10 protein-coding genes are annotated in these 17,372 nt (G+C 73.3%); all 10 read left to right on the top strand.

What is annotated here, in order from left to right; translation table 11 throughout:
* The first annotated feature begins 90 nt into the window (after positions 1-90).
* The 10 genes from ABZ807_RS21085 to ABZ807_RS21130 all read left to right on the top strand — a co-directional run bounded on the left by ABZ807_RS21085 (position 91) and on the right by ABZ807_RS21130 (position 17,172).
* The gene (locus tag ABZ807_RS21085; RefSeq protein ID WP_357160414.1) at positions 91-1,341 is read left to right on the top strand and encodes a hypothetical protein; all 1,251 of its coding nucleotides are present in this window, start codon (positions 91-93) and stop codon (positions 1,339-1,341) included.
* Positions 1,338-3,152, top strand: a complete 1,815-nt coding sequence (locus tag ABZ807_RS21090; RefSeq protein WP_357160417.1) for a hypothetical protein — start codon at positions 1,338-1,340, stop codon at positions 3,150-3,152. Before ABZ807_RS21085 ends, ABZ807_RS21090 begins: the two co-directional genes overlap by 4 nt.
* Positions 3,149-6,637: an AAA family ATPase gene (locus ABZ807_RS21095; protein ID WP_357160420.1), complete on the top strand. Its 3,489-nt coding sequence runs from the start codon at positions 3,149-3,151 to the stop codon at positions 6,635-6,637. Before ABZ807_RS21090 ends, ABZ807_RS21095 begins: the two co-directional genes overlap by 4 nt.
* 104 nt (positions 6,638-6,741) lie before the next feature.
* A complete protein-coding gene (locus ABZ807_RS21100; RefSeq protein ID WP_357160422.1) occupies positions 6,742-7,251 on the top strand; it encodes a hypothetical protein in 510 nt (169 codons plus the stop codon).
* Between the two features lie 255 nt (positions 7,252-7,506).
* Entirely contained in the window at positions 7,507-11,577 is a 4,071-nt protein-coding gene (gene eccCa / locus ABZ807_RS21105) for a type VII secretion protein EccCa (RefSeq protein ID WP_357160425.1), read from the top strand.
* The gene (locus tag ABZ807_RS21110) at positions 11,574-13,601 is read left to right on the top strand and encodes a hypothetical protein (RefSeq protein WP_357160429.1); all 2,028 of its coding nucleotides are present in this window, start codon (positions 11,574-11,576) and stop codon (positions 13,599-13,601) included. Before eccCa ends, ABZ807_RS21110 begins: the two co-directional genes overlap by 4 nt.
* A 31-nt stretch (positions 13,602-13,632) precedes the next feature.
* Positions 13,633-15,042 carry a type VII secretion integral membrane protein EccD gene (eccD, locus tag ABZ807_RS21115; protein ID WP_357160430.1) on the top strand — a complete coding sequence of 470 codons (1,410 nt, stop codon included), beginning with the start codon at positions 13,633-13,635 and terminating at the stop codon, positions 15,040-15,042.
* A gap of 1 nt (position 15,043) precedes the next feature.
* On the top strand, positions 15,044-16,375 hold the full coding sequence (gene eccB, locus ABZ807_RS21120; protein ID WP_357160433.1) for a type VII secretion protein EccB: 1,332 nt from the start codon (positions 15,044-15,046) through the stop codon (positions 16,373-16,375).
* Between the two features lie 121 nt (positions 16,376-16,496).
* A complete protein-coding gene (locus tag ABZ807_RS21125) occupies positions 16,497-16,814 on the top strand; it encodes a hypothetical protein (protein ID WP_357160436.1) in 318 nt (105 codons plus the stop codon).
* A 70-nt stretch (positions 16,815-16,884) separates the two neighbouring features.
* Positions 16,885-17,172: a WXG100 family type VII secretion target gene (locus ABZ807_RS21130; protein WP_357160440.1), complete on the top strand. Its 288-nt coding sequence runs from the start codon at positions 16,885-16,887 to the stop codon at positions 17,170-17,172.
* Positions 17,173-17,372 lie beyond the last annotated feature (200 nt).

The following is a 17,372-nucleotide window of genomic DNA, read 5'->3' on the forward strand; positions in this document are numbered from 1 at the left end:
CGCGTCCGGGCCCGTGGCGGTGAGTGAACCCGGCCGGCGGGCCGGGCGTGCCACAGATGAACCCAGGCGCGGTGAAGGAGGGTGGTGACCGTGGACGTGGACACGGACCTGGACGTGGCACCGGAGACGACACGGGACGACCGTGATGCGACTATGCACGCGTTGCTGCTGCGGTTGGCCGGATCGCTGCCGGACCGGGTACTGGCCGGCGCGCGGGACGCGCTGGCCGCCGGCCGGCGGCTGGACGCCGTACAGGCGGTCGCCTTCGAGGCTGTCTCCCAGCCGCTGCAGCTCGACGCCGACGAGATCGCGGCGCTGCGCGAGGAACTGGCACTCAGCGGCGGGGACATTGACCTCGGCCTGGCGCTGGAGGAGCTGCGCGGACAACGCCCGCCGGCACCGTGGCAGTTCCTGTCCGACCTGCCGACCACACAGGACGACCTGGCGTCGATGGTACTCCCACAGGACCGTACCGCCGACCCGGCCGACGTCCTCGACCCGGTGGACCGGGCGCTGGTGGCCGCGGCGTCGGCAGTCCCGGGGGTACGCGCGGTGTGGCGGGCGTGGCGGATGCCGCCCAGCGCCCGGCCCTGGCACGACCCGGTTCGGGTGGCCGTCGTCAGCGTCAATGACACTGTGGACATCCTGCCCGCACTCGCTGTCCGGTTGCGACAGAGCATGGTCGCGGCCGGGGACGCCGAGGCCCAGGCCGAGGTCTGCTGGGCCGGGCTGGACGCGCCGTACTACCAGACCCTGGCCCGCTCGTGCGGCGCCCTGCTGTGGGCGGCGCGGCCGGCCGTGCCGATGACCACCGCCCGGGTTTTCGACGGCGTCGATCCGGTACGCGGCCCGTGGTTCGCCACCAACCGGTCGGTGACCTCCGATGCCACGGAACGTGACGACCTGCTCGCCGCCCTGGGAGCGGGGGTGGTCATCGCGTGGAGCAGCGCCGCGATGGGCGACATCCTGGCCCCGGAGCGGGGCGACGTGGTGCCGCTGCACCTGCGTACCGACGGGACCTGGGTGTGGAGCGAGGCGGTCGCGTACTACCTGGAGAACTACGGCCTGATGCCGGATCCGGAGCTGGCCGCGCACCTGGCCGGGCTGCAGGCCGGGGCCGAGCCCTCCGAGCCCCTGGACGAGATCTCCGTGCACCGTGCCCTGGTGCACCTGTACCGGCGTCACACCGAGGCGGTCGTGTGGCAGGCACCCGGCGCTGACGACAACCTGGTACCACCGACCGACGCCCCCTTGTCCGACATCCCCTCGCCCGACGGCGTAGCGACGGCGAGCCCTTGGCTGTCGGACGCGGCGCCCGAGGCCAAACCGGAGATGCCATGACTGAGCTGCTCGCCCCGATGCCGCGGGTACCCCTACCGTCGTCCTGGGGACTTTCGCAGCCAGCCCAGGGCGTACCGGTCGGGCAGCACGTGGCGCGGTGCCTGCGCCAGGCGTCGCAGGTGGTGGGTGCCGCCGTGGCGCGCCTCCTGCCAGACGCCGGTTCGCGGGTACCGGTGCTCGATCCGGGGCCGTGGGAGGCCCCGGGAGCGGTCACCCCCGGCCCAGCGGGTTGGTTCGCGCTCGCGGTCGAGGCCGACCGGTCCGGCTTCCGGCTGGGCGGCCGGCCGTTGGCCGCCGCCGACCTTGCCCAGGCGATCTGGCACTGCCCCCGGTGGCGGGGTCGGCCGGTGCTGCTGGTCACCCAGCGGACCGCGCCGGCCGACGGGGCCGGGCCGGTACTGCACCAGCTCGCGGTCGACCTGGGGGCACCGGTCTACGCCTCGGACGCCGGGATCCGCTTCACCTTCGGGCGTGCCTCCGCGGGCGGGCTGTTCTGGTGCTGGCGCCCCGACGGCGGGGACGAACCGGAGCCGGTGGGTCGCCTGCTGCCCCCACTGGGGCCGGTACGCGCCCGCCACACCCCGACCGGCCGGGCGCCCGGCCGCAACCGGGACCGCCAGTCGCCGTCCCCGGTGCCGTCGCCCGGTCCGGTACCGCCGCCAGTGACCACCGATCCGGGGGCCGCCTCGTCGCCCGCCGATCCGGCGGCGGCGTCACCCGCTGCGGCACCGGAATCGGGGCCGGGAATGCCTTCGGGGGTGGAAGCGGCGCTCGGGGTGCGCGGCCTGGCGGTTCCGGTGATCGAGGTGCCCCGGCCCGACCTCAGCGTCCGGCGCATGGTGTTGCCCGAGTTCCAACCGCCCCGGCTGGAGCTGGACACCTGCCGGCCGCTGGCCGCCGCCCCGACTGTCGCCGCGGCCACCGTCGCCGCTGCCGCCCCGGCGACCGGCCTGGACACCACCGATGCCCCGGCGAACGGCGCGGGCGCCGGCCCGCCGCCGGCACCACGTGCCGACCGGACGGCGGCGGCGTGGTTCGAGGTAAGGGCGCGCACCGATGAGGCGGACCGGGAGCGGCTGCGTACCGTGCTGGACTGGAAGTTCCAGGCACACTCCCGGACGGTGGCCCGGGCGCTGTCGCTGCACCCGGGGCTGCGCAGCGCGGTCGGCGCGCACGACGCGATGGCCGGGCTCGTCGCGGTGCTGGCCCTGCTCGACGGAGAGGGCGAGCGGGTCAACGACGCGCTTCGCGGTGTGGATACGCCCGACGAGGACGTCCAGGTGCTGGCCCGGTGCGCCTGCGCGGGGCTGATGCAACTGCCGGCCATCGGGGGACCCGTCTTCGCCGCGGTACCCGGGCTGGAGGTGACCGGCCGGTACCGTCCCGGGGAACTGGTGGTGGAGCCGGCGTTCACCGCGGTGTCGCTGAACGGCGGCACCGGGGGCGGCGCGGGCCGGTACGCGATCTGGTCGGCCACCGCGCGGCGGCTGGACCAACTGGGTACCCCGGGCGGGCCGGGTGCCCGGGCCGGGCGGGCCATGTTCGCCGCCGGTACCCGCTTCGCGGTGCTCGGCGCCGACGACGGGCCGGACGGCGCGCCGTGCGTACTGCTGCGGGAGATCGTCTTTGAGCACCGCGACGGCGGGCTCGACGAGCAGGTGGCCGGCAAGCTGCGCGACGCGCTCGCCGCACAGCCCCAACGCGCGGCGGCCGCGCCGCTGCCGTGGCCGCTGGGCTTCGCGACCGGCGACCGCCCGTTCGCGTTCCAGCCCGGACCGGCCGGCGACAGTCATGAAGGAGTGAATCCGTGACCACCAGCGTGCTGTCGGTGTCGGCCAGGGACACCGGATGCCTCGCCGACATCTCCCGGGCCCTGGACTCGGCGGCGCCCGGCGACACCGTCGCGGTACGCCCTGGCGTGTACCGCGAGGCGCCGCTGTTCCGCCGGGATGTCGTCCTGGTCGCCGAGGACGGCCCGGGCACCGTCACCATCGAGGTGCCCCCGGGCGGGGCCATCCTGGCTGCCGGGGGCGAGATCCTGATCCAGGACATCGCCATCCGCGGCGGCGACGAGCGGATGCCGTTGTTTCAGGTGGCCGCCGGCCGGGTTCGCCTGCAGGCGTGCACCATCGACGCCACGGCGCCGGCCGCGATCCACGTGTGCGGCGGCGCCGTGGAGATGCGTGGCGGCGCGATCAGTAACTCCAGCGGGGCCGGCACCGTCCACGAGGCCGGCGCGGGCGAGTACACCGGCGTGCGCGTATACGACATCGCCAAGTCCGCGATCCTGACGTCCGGGCCGAGTGCCCCGGTGTTCCGGGACTGCACGCTCACCGGGATCGCGGAGGTGGCGCTACTGGCCGTTGGCGCCAGCGCCCCGCGCCTGGAGAGCTGCAGCATCGACGAGGTCGGCCAGTACGCCGTCGTGGCGCAGCAGGCCGCCCGGCCGTACCTGGTCGGGACCACGGTGCTCGGCGGCGAAGTCGGGCTGCTCGCCAGCGACGAGGCGGCCCCGGTGCTGGACCACTGCGAGATCCTGGACACCCGGGTGCACGCCGTGGTGACCATGGCGCGGGCGGCACCCGCGCTGTCCGGCACGCTCATCACCCGGGCCGGCGGCCACGGCCTCGACTGCAGGGGTACCTCCGCGCCGAAGTTGACCGGCTGCGAGGTGCGCGACTGCGGCGCGGCCGGGGTAGTGGTCACCGAGGAGGCGGCGCCGCACCTCACCGGGGGTACCGTGGCGGGCTGCGCCGACGCGGGCGTGTTCCTGACCGGCCGGTCGAAGGCGCGGCTGGACGGGGTCGGAATACGCGACGCCCCCATCGGTGTGGCGATCGAGCAGGAGGCCGCCCCGCAACTGCGCGGCCTGTCCATCGAGGGCGTCCGGTACGGCCTGCACGCGACCGGCGGTGCCGGCCGGTTCTCTGACGGCCAGGTCACCGGGGCGCGGGCCGCCGGGGCGAAGCTCACCGACAGCGCGACCGCCGTGCTGTCCAACTCCCGGTTCACCGGCTGCCGCGTCGGCGTGGAGGTGGCCGGAACCGCCCGCCCCGAGCTGTCCTCGGTGGCCGTGGAGGACTCGGCCGGGGCGGGCGTGGTGACCGGCGGACCCAGCGTGGTCACCGTGTCCCGCAGCCGGATCAGCGGCAGCCGCGGCCCGGGGATCCGGGCCGGCGCCGGCAGCTCCGTCACCGCGGCGGACTGCGAGATCGTGGGCAACCAGGGCCCGGGTGTCCTGGTGGAGACCGATGCGCCGGTGCGGCTTCGCGGCGGGGTGGTGCGCGGCAACGGCGGCGTCGCCGTGGACGCGCCGAGCCCGACCGCCGCAGTCGAGCTATTCGATGTAGACACCAGCCACAACGGACGCCCGATTTCTCTTCCGGCGCCGGGGACCCGGCGGCCGGATGCACCGGCGGCCGACGGCGCCCCGGGATCCGTACCCGCCCCGACCGGAGGTACCGGGCCGGGCGTCGCCCCGCCCGGGAACCCGTCCGGTTCCCGCCTGCCGCGCCCCGCGCCGTCCAACGTCGGGCTGCCCGGTCCCGTGGTACCCGCCGACCGCGGTCCCGGTGCCGGCGCACCCAGTGACGGGCTGCCGAGTGCCGGGGCGCCGGGCAGCGGGGCGGGCGGCGACGGGGAAGCGGACGGGCCGGTGGCCGCGCTGCTGCGCGAACTGGACGGGCTGGTCGGCCTGGCCGGGGTCAAGCACGAGGTGGCCACCCTGGTCGGGCTCAACCAGATCGCCAAGCGTCGCCGGGAGGCCGGGCTGCACGTACCGCCCATGTCCCGGCACCTGGTCTTCGCCGGGCCGCCTGGCACCGGCAAGACCACTGTGGCCCGCATCTTCGCCCGGATCCTGGCCACCCTCGGGGTGCTCTCCAGCGGGCAACTGGTCGAGGTGTCCCGCAGCGACCTGGTCGCCGAGCATGTCGGCGGCACCGCGGTGAAGACCACGGCCCGGTTCGAGGAAGCCCTGGGCGGGGTGTTGTTCATCGACGAGGCGTACACGCTCTCGACCGGCAGCGGCGGCCACGACTTCGGCCGGGAGGCCATCGACACCCTGGTCAAGCTGATGGAGGACCACCGTGACGAGGTGGTCGTGGTGGTTGCCGGGTACACCCCGAACATGCGTACCTTCCTGGCCGCCAACCCGGGCCTGGAGTCCCGCTTCGCCCGTACCATCCAGTTCGACAGCTACTCCGACGACGAACTGGCCGAGATCGTCGAGCGGCTCTGCCGCGCCCACCACTATGTGCTGGAGTACGAGACGCGGCAGGCCCTGGTCCGCCACTTCAGCGAGCTGGCCCGCAACGAGACCTTCGGCAACGCCCGGGTGGCGCGGCAGGTCTTCGAGGACATGCTGGGGCGCCAGGCGTACCGGCTGTCGAACACCCCGCAGGCCCCGGACCTCGAACTGGCCCGGCTGCTGCCGGAGGACCTGGGCGAACAGGCAGCCGGACCGTCGGCGCCGGCCGGCGTGGCGCAGGCCGTCCAGGACCTGCTCGGGCGGCTGAACTCGATGGTCGGCCTGGACGCGGTCAAGCGCGAGGTGACCGACGTCATCGACCTGATCGCCTCCACCGAGGCCCGGACCCGGGCCGGCCTGCCCACTCCGACGATCTCCCGGCACCTGGTGTTCGCCGGGCCGCCCGGCACCGGCAAGACCAGCGTGGCCCGGCTGTACGGCCAACTACTCAACGCGATGGGCGTGCTGCGCACCGGCCAGCTCGTCGAGGTCTCCCGGGCCGACCTGGTCGGCGAGTACGTCGGGCACACTGCCGTCAAGACCACCGACGTGTTCAACCGGGCGCGTGGCGGCGTGCTGTTCATCGACGAGGCGTACGCGCTGACCGGCCAGGGCAACGACTTCGGTCGGGAAGCCATCGACACGCTGGTGAAGCTGATGGAGGACCATCGGGACGACGTGGTGGTGATCGCGGCCGGGTACACCGGGGACATGCGCCGGTTCCTGGCCAACAACGCGGGGCTGGCCTCCCGGTTCAGCCGGCAGATCCCGTTCGAGTCGTACACCGCCTCGGAACTGGTATCCATCTTGCAGGCGCTGGCCCGCGACGGCGGCTTCGATTTCAGCAACGACAGCATTCCCCTGCTGTACCAGCACTTCGAGAGCCTGACTCGGGACGAGACCTTCGGCAACGGCCGGTACGCCCGCCAGTTGCTCGAACGCGCCATCACCAAGCAGGCCAACCGGTTGCGCGGCGCTGCCGCACCGACCGTCGAGGAAATGCGCCAGTTGTACGCGGCCGACGTGCGGGCGGCCCTGGCGGCCTGACCGAGCTGAACCATTGGTGGTTTCTAGGCGTGCACGAAGAGTCAGCGGTGACGGGTCGAGTTGGACGAGGAAGCCGCCGTGGTCATGAGAGAAGGTGCCGGGAAATGCCTGTAGTGAGTATGAGCGGTGCGTGGCGGATCATGGTGGTGAGCAAGGAGTCCCTCTTCGCGCAGCGGATAGTGTTCTCCGGTGACGTGCAGAAGATGCTCAGTGGAGAGTTGGGGACTTCGACGTCAGCGAGTGGGAGGCGTTGGAAACTGCGGTTCGAACACAACCGCGGTGACGGCGTTTGGCGGCCGAACGCCTCGGTGGAAGCGGGTGAGATCGTCAGGCACGGCGACGAGTTCCAGCGGTGCATAGCGACGAAAGATGTGCTCTGGACTGGTGACCGTGACCACGATGATTTGAAGCTGCTGCTCACCCGCCCGGCGTCTGCGGGTGCGCCTGCAGAAGGAGTGGTCGGGTCGCCCTACGCTGTTGATGTCAACCTGCACGAGCTGCCGGCATCACTGGTGCTCCCATCGTTGGACAGGCCCGATGTGACGCATGAGAGGCAGCGTTCGTACAGCTATCCGACGTCGGCGGGAACTCCCCTAAGGAGAAGAGGTTTGTGATCGCCGCTGACCCTGGATCGGCGGTTGATGGAACGCCCGGTGGAGTCGGGCGCTGGCGTCAGTTTGAGCGCTTGACCTGAGGCCGAGCTCTGGTCACTGCCGGGTGGGACGACCGTGGCATACGGTGGCCCACCCGGCAATCGGCGTCTCTTGAATCTTGCATCGCAGCAGGGGGCGCCCATCGGTCGGCCGATGCTGATCGTATCGATCCCGGGTACCGGTCAACTCTTTCCGGCTCGCAGCCGTGTGATGGATGTGAGCACCAGACCTTACCGGCGGCCGGCCCGCCGCAACGGACCCGAGCTGCCGCACGGCGAGATCACCCTGCAGGAGCCGCCGGTCGTCCCGGAGATCCAGCCCGCTGGACTCCGCTCGCTCGGGATGATCCTGCCGACCCTGCTGATGACCGGCGGGTTCATGTTCATGCTGCTGGGTAACTCGCTCAACGGCCCGATGGGCATCGTCATGCTCGTCATGATGGGCGGCGGCATGCTGAGCATGGCGCTGTTCCAGATGACGATGAACTCCGGCAACCGCAAGGACAAGATCAACGGCGACCGGCGCGACTACTTCCGCTATCTGTCCCAGACCCGCGGGCAGGTCCGGGAGTACGCGGCGAAACAGCAGGACGCGCTGGCCTGGCGGCACCCCGACCCGCAGTCGCTGTGGTCGCTGGCGATGACCAGCCGGCTGTGGGAGCGCCGGCCGACGCATCCAGACTTCGGCGAGATCCGGGTCGGTACCGGCGCCCAGCGGCTCGCGGTGCGCATCACCCCGATGGAGACCAAGCCGGTGGAGGACCTGGAACCGGTGTGCGCCAAGGCGTTGCGCCGGTTCATCAAGGCGTACACGACGGTGCCCGACCAGCCCGTCGCGCTGTGCCTGCCCGGGTTCGCGCACGTGCGGATCAGTGGCGACCGGGACGTGGCGCTGAGCATGGTGCGCGCCATGCTCGCCCAGTTGGCCACCTTCCACGCCCCGGACGAGCTGCGGCTGGCCGTGTGCGTCGGCGCCGAGCAGGCCGCGCAGTGGGAGTGGGCCAAGTGGCTGCCGCACGCCAAGCACGCCACCGACGTCGACGCAGCCGGGCCGGTACGGCTGTTCGGCGCCACGCTGGAAGAGGTGGAGCGGCTGCTGGGTACGGAGTTCGCGGCCCGATCCCGGTACGAGGGCGACGCCCAGCCCTCCCGCGAGGAACCGTTCGTCGTGGTGGTCTGCGACGGCGGCGTCATCCCGCCGGGCGCCCGGCTGACCGTCTCCGGGTACCGCAACGCCGTCCTCGTCGACTTCGACGGCCGCGGCCTCGCCAACGGGGACAACGTGCTCAACCTGGAGGTGTCCGCCACCGACGTAGACATGATCGAGAAGGACCACGTGGGCCGGGAGGTGCGCACCCGGCTCGCCGCACCGGACCACCTGGACGTGCCCCGGCTGCGGACGCTGGCCCGGATCATGGCCCGGCACGCCACCAAGGTCACCGGCGAGCAGCCGGCCAGCGGCCTCAGCGCCGTCCTCGACCTGCCCGACCTGCTGGACATCACCGATCTGGACACCTTCGACCCGCGTGCGCGGTGGCACGCCCGCACGCCCGCCGGCCGGCTGCGGGTACCCATTGGGGTGGCCGCCGACGGCTCCCCCATCGAGCTGGACATCAAGGAGTCCGCCGAGGGCGGGATGGGGCCGCACGGCATGCTCATCGGCGCCACCGGGTCGGGCAAGAGCGAACTGCTGCGCACCCTGGTACTGGCCCTGGCGGCCACCCACTCCTCGGAGACCCTCAACTTCGTGCTGGTGGACTTCAAGGGCGGCGCCACCTTCGTCGGGCTGGACCGGCTGCCGCACGTCTCCGCGCTCATCACCAACCTGGCCGACGAGGCCGCGCTGGTCGACCGGATGCAGGCCGCCGTGCACGGGGAACTGGTACGCCGGCAGGAACTGCTGCGCCGGGCCGGCAACTTCACCTCGGTGCGCGACTACGAGAAGGCCCGGGCCCAGGGCGCCGACCTCGACCCGCTGCCCACCCTGTTCGTGGTGGTCGACGAGTTCAGCGAGCTGATCGCGGCCAACCCCGACTTCATCCAACTGTTCGTGATGATCGGCCGGCTCGGCCGCTCGCTCGCGGTGCATCTGCTGCTGGCCTCGCAGCGGCTGGAGGACGGGCGCATCCACCAGCTTGAGGGCCATCTGTCGTACCGCATCGGGCTGCGTACCTTCTCCGCGATGGAGTCGCGGGCGGTCATCGGCGTACCCGACGCGTACGAGCTGCCGGCCGAGCCGGGCAATGGGTACCTGCGCTCCAGCGTCACCAGCATCACCCGGTTCAAGGCCGCGTACGTGTCCGGCCCGCACCGGGTACGCGGCACCGGGCTGCACCGCGAGGTGATCGCCAGCCAGGTGGTTCCGTTCACCGCCCGGCCCGCCGCGCCCGCCACCCCGCCGCCGAGCCAGCCAAGGGACCAGGCACCGGACCAGGCACCGGGCCAGGCACCGGGCCAGGCACCGGGCCAGGCACCGGGCCAGGCACCGGGCCAGGCACCGGGCCAGGCACCGGGCCAGGCGCCGGACGAGCCGGCCGACAGCAGCACCACCGTGCTGCGCGCACTGGTGGACCGGCTGGTCGACCAGGGTCCGCCGGCACACCAGGTGTGGATGCCGCCGCTGGAGGACGCGCCGACCCTGGACGACGTGCTGCCGCCGCTGTTGCCCGACCCCGAGCACGGGCTGCGTCCGGTCGACGTCGGCCAGCAGGCGTACCTGCACGTACCGGTCGGTCTCATCGACAAGCCGTTCGAGCAGATGCGCGACCTGCTCGTGGTGGACCTGGCCGGGGTCGGCGGGCACGTGGGCGTGGCCGGCGGGCCGCAGAGCGGCAAGAGCACCCTGCTGCGGTCGCTGGTGTGCGGGCTGGCCCTGACCCACTCGCCGCGGCAGGTGCAGTTCTACTGCCTTGACTTCGGCGGCGGTTCGCTGGCCGGGTTGACCGGCCTGCCGCACATGGGCGGCGTGGCCGGCCGGCACGAACCGGAGCGGGTGGGTCGCACAGTCGCCGAGGTCCGCTCGATCCTGGTCGACCGGGAACGCCGCTGCGCGGAGTTGGGCATCCATGGCCGGGACGCCTACCGGCAGTTGCAGGCCGACGGTCGCATCCCGCAGGACCGGTTCGGCGACGTGTTCCTGGTCGTGGACGGGTGGTTCACGCTGCGCCAGGAGTTCGAGGCGGCCGAGGAGATGGCCCGGGACATCGCGGCGCGCGGCCTGAACTACGGGGTACACGTGATGATCTCCATGGGCCGCTGGTCGGAGCTGCACATGTCGATGCGGGACAAGGTCGGGACCCGCCTCGAACTGCGCCTGGGCGACCCGGTGGAGTCCGGGATCGACCTGCGCGCGGCGGCCCAGGTACCCCGCCGGCCGGGGCACGGGCTGACCGATGCGAAGCTGCACTTCCTCGGCGCGCTGCCGCGCATCGACGGCGTCCAGTCGGCCGAGGGACTCGCCGCGGCCACCGAGCAACTGGTGTCCGCGGTGGCGGACAACTGGGCCGGGGAACGGGCCGCCGCGGTACGCACCCTGCCAGCCTCGCTGCCGGTGGCCGAACTGCCGGCGCCGCAGGACACCCGCATCGCGCTCGGCGTGGACGAGGACCAGCTCGCACCGGTGTGGCACGACTTCCGGGCGATGCCGCACCTGACCGTGCTGGGGGACACCGAGAGTGGCAAGACCAACCTGCTGCGCCTCATCGCCCGGGCGATCGTCGCCAGCCACACGCCGGCCCAGGCGCGCATCATGGCCGTCGACTACCGGCGGCAGCTCTTCGACGACGTACCGGACGCCTACCGGCTGGGCTACTCGGTCTCGCCGGACAGCACCCGGGACACCGCGGCCGAGGCGCTGGCTGGCGTCAAGCCGCGGGTACCCGGCTCCGACATCACCCCGGAGCAACTGCGTGCCCGCGACTGGTGGGCCGGCCCCGAGTTGTACGTCCTGGTCGACGACTACGAACTGCTCGCCGGGCATGACAACCCGCTGGCCGGCCTGACCCCGTTGCTGCCCCAGGGCGGCGACATCGGCCTGCACGTGGTCGTCGCGCGGGCTGCGGCCGGGGCAATGCGGCTGTCGATGGACCCGCTGCTGCGGCGCATCCAGGAACTGAACACTCCGGACGTGGCGCTGTCCTGCCCGCCGACGGAGGGTCCGCTGCTGGGTAACACCAAGCCGCGGCCGCTGCCCCCGGGCCGGGCGCTGCTGTGCACCCGGCGCGGCAGCCGGCTGATCCAGACGGCTCTGGTACCCGCGCCCGCGGTAACCACCGGGGCCAGCCGATGACCCGCACCGCCACCCGCCCGCGCCGTACGCCCACCCCACCGGCCCGCACCGCCGAGCCGGCCGAGCCGGCCGAGCCGGCCGAGCGGGCCGTGGCGGTCGAGCCGGCCGCGGCGGCTGAGGAACTGGCGCGGCGGCTGCGGGCCGCGGCCTGCCTGCCCGGGCCGTCCGCGGCGCCGACCGCCTGGCCGTGCGACGTGGGGCTGCTGGACTGGCTGCGCCGGATGACCTACCCCGGCCTGTACACCTGGGCGGCCGAGGAGAACCTGGCGCGCCGCTGGATCGGCGGCGACATCTTCGGCTCCCGCCGGCTGCTGCGGGCACCGGAGTTCCTTGCCGGCACCGATGTACGCCGTCTCGCCCCGCACCTGGTCGCGCCGCTGTTGCGGCGGTTGAGCATGACGCGTCCGACCCCGAGCGCCGCCGAACTGGCGCCTGCGGCCCTGGCCGCCGACGCCGGCCGGGTCAGCACGTTCCGGCGCGACGGCGCCGCCCGGCTCTGGGGCCAACCGGAGCACGCGCCGCCGCTTCCCGACACCACCGCCATCCCGCACACCGTGCACGGCATCTGGCTCGGCCGGCCGTTGCCCGAGTCGAACGGCTTCTGGGCCAACTATGGCGCAGCGGCCGACAGCTACGCCGGCCAGGTCGACTTCGTACTGTGGACGGACATCCCGCGCGCTCGCTTCGACGCGGCCCGCGTCACCCCGCCCGGGCCGGCCGGCCAGCCCGATCCGCTGGCCCCGGCACGCGCCCTGCTGGCCTGGGCCGATACCCACGGCATCCACCTGGTGAGCGTGGCCGAACTGTTCCACGCGAACGCGCCGATGACCCTGCACACCCCGTACGCCCTGGAGCTGAACCGGGGGCTGCCGCAGGGCTTCGCCGCGGCCAGCGACCACCTGCGGGTCGAGGTGATACACCGGTTCGGCGGCCTGTACGCCGACGGTGACCTGCACTTCCTCCCGGACACCGCGCTCCCGCCGGACGATCGGGCCGGCAGCCCGGCGGACAAGCGGGCCGAGGGCCCGGCGGGCGGTGGATACCGGCTGTTCCGCGGCCGGTGGCACGGGCAGCCGGAGGCCGACGGGCCGGCCCGGTTGCCGGAACTGTTCGACCGGGTCGCAGCGTCGGCGCACGGGTTCACGCTGCACGCGCTCACCGACGAGATCGTCCTCAACGACGTGATCCTGGCCCCCGCGGGGCATCCCGCGCTGGCCCTGTGGCTGGAGGGCGCGCGGTACAGCTACCTGCGCGACCCGCGCGACCTGTACGCCGCCGGCACGCCCCAGCCGGCCGCGCCGGATCCGCCGCTCACGCCGGATCCGCCGCTCACGCCGGAACCGCAAGCCGGGTCCGGCCCGCCGGTCGCGGGGGCGTCGGGGTGGCGGGGGGAGCCGGCCTCCTGGACCTGGGCGGTCACCGCGATGCGTACCGGGCGGGTGCACCACTGGCTGCTGGCCCGGCTGGGCATCGGCGCGGCCGAGCTGGTCAAGCCGGCGCCGGCGGTACGCGGGCACAGCGAGCTGAGCTGGCTGCCGCCGGTCGACGGCCAGCCGCCGGTCGCCTGCCCCGACCCGGACCCGCTGCCGACCCTGGTCGCCTGCGTGGACCTGCTGCGCTGGCAGCACCTGTCGCGCTCCGGGGACCTGTGCCTCACTGCGATCGCTCCGCTGGTACGCGGGCTGCCCGAGCCGGACACAGCGTGGACCGCGCTGCTGCTCGCGTTCGGGTACCTGTCCGTCGACCTCGGCCCGGTCACGTCGGTCACCGACCAGCGGCGCAACCAGGACCTGACCCTCGACCTGGTGGTCCTGCCGCCCGAGGCGGAGGCGCTGCTGGACCGTACCGCGACACCGGCCACCTGGTTCGGTTCCGGCGCCCGCTCCGGCGACGCTTGCGGAGCCGGACCGGAGGCGACAGCCGGCCGGGAGTACTGGTTCCTGGGCGAGCGCACGGTCCCGGCCCGGCTGCTGCCCGCCGCCGGGCCAGGCGGCGGGCAGCCACACGCGGGCGGGAAGCCGTGAACTCCAGTGACAGTGAAGGCGTGCTCGGGATATGAGCGCCGAGCGCGGGGAACTCTGCCGGCTGCTGGTCGTCGGACCGACCAGCCAGGTCGACGTGAGCCTGCCCACCCACATTCCGTTGGCCGACCTGATGCCGGCCGTGCTGAGCGCGCTGGGACCGGACCTCGCCGATCGCGGGCTGGAGCACAGCGGCTGGATCGTCCAGCGGCTGGGTGGGCCGGCCCTCGACGAGTCGAGCACTGTCGATGATCTCGAACTGCTCGACGGCGAGGTCGTGCATGTACGCCCACGGACCGACCAGATTCCGCCGCTGGCCTACGACGACCTTATCGACGGCGTCTCGGCCGGCATCCGCAAGCGGTCCGGACTGTGGCGCCCGCAGACCACCCGGGTCACCGCCCTGCTGCTGTTCGCCGCCTGGCTCGCAGCCGGGCTGGCCATCGCGCGGATGTGGCCGGACGCGCCCCGGCGCCCGGTGCTGCTCGCGGCGATGGCGGCGATGTGCTTCGTCGCGGGCTTCGCGGTGGTACGCAAGCTGGCCGACCGGGTGACGGCCGGCGTCCTGGGCGCTGCCTGTGTGGCCGGGGCGGTGCTCGCCGCGCTGGACGCGGTGGCGCCGCACTCCCCGCTGGCCGGCGCGGCCGGTACCCACCCCGTACCCCGGCTGATCCTCGCGGGCGCCACCGCCGGTACCGTCGCCGCGCTGCTGGTGGCCGCGTTCGTCTTCCCGCGCACCGGCTGGCGGCAGGTCGCCGTCGGCCTGCTGGCGGCGTGGCTGCTGGTCGCCGTCGCGCCCGGGCTGCGCACCCAAGCCACGCTGGACTGGGCCGCGATCGCCGCGATCGTGGTCACCGTCACCACGGCGCTGCGCCCGGTGGTACCGGCGGCCGCCTTCAAGCTCGCCGGGTTCGCCCTGCCGGACATGCCCGCCGAACCGGCGGACCTGCAGAAGAACATCGACCCGGAACCGGCCGCCGGGGTGCTCACCCGGGCCGCCGCCGCGGACCAGTTCATGACCGCCCTGTACGCGGCACTCGGGCTGGTCTCCGGGGCCGCGATGGTGTGGCTGGCGGCGGCGCCCGGCTGGGCCGCGCCGCTGGCCGCCTGGCTGGCCGCCGCCGCCCAGATCCTGGTCACCCGCGCGATGACGAGCACCTGGCACCGGTTGGCACTGGCCGGCCCGGCGCTGGCCGCCATGGCGACCTGGTGCCTGACCGCGACCACGGTCCGGGGTCCGCTCGCCGCCCAACTGGCCATCGGCTGCTGCCTGATCCTGGTGGTGGTGTGCGGGCTGGCCGCGCGGATCCCGGCCGGCCGGCGGTTCAACGCGATCTGGGGCCGGCTGGGCGACTTGGCGCATACCGCGGCGGTGGCCGCGTTGGCGCCGACCGTCGTGGTCATCACCGGCCTGATCGACGTGATCCGGGCGCGGGTGGGTTGACATGTCGTCGCGTCGTGACCAGGTGGACGCCCAGCGGTACATGATGGCCCGGGTGACCGGTGCGCTGGTGCGGGCCGAGCCGGAGACCGCCGAGTTACCGACCCGCCGGGACCGCACCGGTACCATCGCCGGCCTCATCCTCGGGATCGTGCTGCTGGGCGTGGTCGCGATTTGGGCGCTGATGCCGGGATCGGGCTCGACCCGTTGGCAGCAGCCGCGGATGCTGGTGGTGGACTCCTCGACCGGGGCGCGGTACGTGCTGGTCGACGGCCAACTGCGCCCGGTCAACGACGTGGCAACGGCCACCCTGCTGGCCGGTGGCCGGCTCACCCCGATCACCGTGTCCTCGTCCAAGCTCGCCAAGGTGCCGCGGGGCGCGGCGGTGGGTACCCCGGCCGGGCCGCAGGTGCTGCCCGCGGCCCACCGGATCAACCAGGGCGTGTGGCGTGCCTGCGGCCTGGGTAGCGGCCGGATCGTCCTGGACGTCGATGTGCCGGCGGCCCCCGAGCCGCTCGGCGACGGGCAGGCGCTGCCGGTCACCGCGGGCGGCAAGACCTACCTGCTGTGGGGCGGGCGGCGGCTGTTGCTCACCCAGTCCTGGGTGGCCGACGTGCTGGGACTGGGGCTGCTCGTTCCGGTGCCGGTGGCGACCGCCTGGCTGGAGTCGATCCCGCTGGGCGGTACGGCCGGCCCGCCGAGGGTGGCCGGGGCCGGCGGCGCCGGGCCGAGGGTGGCCGGCCGGCCGACGTCGATCGGCCAGATGTTCGCCGTGGACATGGGCAACGGCACGTTCGGCCACTATCTGATGACCACCGACGGGCTGGCCCCGCTGACCGAGACCGAGTACCTGCTGCAGCGGGCCAGGCCGGGCTCGGCCAGGGAGACTGCCATCACCGCGGCCGAGCTGGTCGCCGCCGGCCAGCGCAGTCCGGTGCGCCCGCTGACCACGCTGCCGGCCACCCCGCCCAAACCGCCATCCACATCGGAGGGTGCAGTGGTCTGCGTGGAGTACGCGGGGCAGGCCGGCGAGAAACCCGCGGTCGTCCTGGCCACCGCGACCGGCATGCCGACCGGCGACAGCGGCGGGAAGACCGCCGTGACGGTGCGGGTGACGCCGGGCGGGGGAGCGCTGCTGATGCCCCGGACGAGCGCGGACACCGATCTGTGGCGGCAGCAGGGCCTGCTGGTCAACGAGCGGGGGATCGCCTACCCGATCAGCGGCAGCGACGTCACCACCCTGGGGTACTCCCTCGATCAGGCGGTGGTTATGCCCACCGCGCTGGTCGCCATGCTGCCCGCCGGGCCGGCGCTGGTCCGGCCGGAAGGGGGGTGAGGCCGCCGGGGTGCCCGACCGATCCGCCGCCGCGGCCCGACCCACCGGACGGACGCGGCAGGCGCGACCACATCGCACACCTTGCCGGCGACAGCGCGCCGGATGACAGACAAGGAGAGTCATGGCAATCAACATGAACGGGATCGTCGCCGACGAGGCGACCATCACCGCCATGGTCATCGCGTTCACCCAGTGCCAGAGCGAGGCCAAGGCCAGCGAGCAGGCCGTCGTAGGCGCACGCGGCAGCCTGGCCACCCAGTGGCAGAGCGACGCGGCCGCGCCGCGGTTCCTCCAGGCCGTCGACCAGTGGCTGGCCGGCTTCCAACGGGTCCAGCAGGGCCTGGACATGCTCAACGGCAACATGCAGACCTACGCGCGACTGACCACCACGACCGAAGACGACAGTGCCCTTCGGGCCGGCGGCTGGGCCACATCCTGACCGTCGCGCGTCCCACCTACAAAACCCGGGCCGATGAAACCCGGATCGACGAACGTGAAGGAGGCCGAGGATGGCCAACTACAGCATCAATCCCGCCGCGGCACAGGAGGTCGCCGGGGAACTGGCCAGGGTGACCCGCCAGCTCGACCAATCGCTGGCAACCCTTCAGGCCTCGGTGCAGCGGTTCACCGTGGCCAACAACGGACAGGCGCCGGAGGCCTACGCCGTCGCCCAGCAGCTGTGGAATCAGGGCCAGCAGGAGATGCACCAGGCCCTGACCCTGGGGCAGCAGCGCCTTCAAGAGATCACTCAGAACTACATCCACGGCGACAACCAGGGCGCGGCCGTCTTCAGTTAGGAGATCGCTGGGCGCCGGTGTCCTGGACCAGTGCATCTGATGCCTGAATCCTGCCGAGCCGCTTCCGGGTCAGATGCACTGGTCCGTCGCACCGCCGGGTGGACCAGTGCATCTGACCCACCGCTGGTCACGGACTCGCCCAGACCTCGGAATGGCTGGGTCAGGACAGTCGGCGGCCCCGCTGCGCCGTCTCCGTCGAA

Source organism: Micromonospora sp. NPDC047548 (genome assembly GCF_040642975.1).
GTDB lineage: Bacteria > Actinomycetota > Actinomycetes > Mycobacteriales > Micromonosporaceae > Micromonospora.